The following is a 369-nucleotide window of genomic DNA, read 5'->3' on the forward strand; positions in this document are numbered from 1 at the left end:
CGTCCGTGCCCTTGCGGGGTTCCGGATTGCCGCGTGCGTGCAAGCGTCCAGCAGTTGCGGCCTGCCTTCGACATCGGCTCATCTCCAATTGGGACCCGCTGATCTCCGTCAGGTCTCGATCAAACTCCAAACACTCCTCGGGTCGCATGACCTGATAGCGCACGCAGTCGACCGACAATGGTGTCTTGTTGTCAGACCGGTACAGCACCTTCTGTTGCCGGCCGCGCGAGCCCAGCCTTCCAGCGGTTGTTTCAGGGCGAGCTCTCTTTGCCACGACTTTGCCTGGGTTCGGCACCGACATACGCCATTGTCTGAACGAGACGCATGAGCGAAGTGCGCCGATGCGGAAATTCATCGACGGAGCGGCCG

At 61.2% G+C, this 369-nt stretch carries 1 pseudogene; it reads right to left on the reverse strand.

The features are described 5' to 3' along the window. Positions 1 to 355: pseudogene (locus SB816_RS30160) on the reverse strand (hypothetical protein); the annotation flags it as partial. Positions 356 to 369: the final 14 nt, after the last annotated feature.

The organism is Achromobacter sp. SIMBA_011 (assembly GCF_046535435.1).
Lineage (GTDB): Bacteria > Pseudomonadota > Gammaproteobacteria > Burkholderiales > Burkholderiaceae_B > Achromobacter > Achromobacter dolens.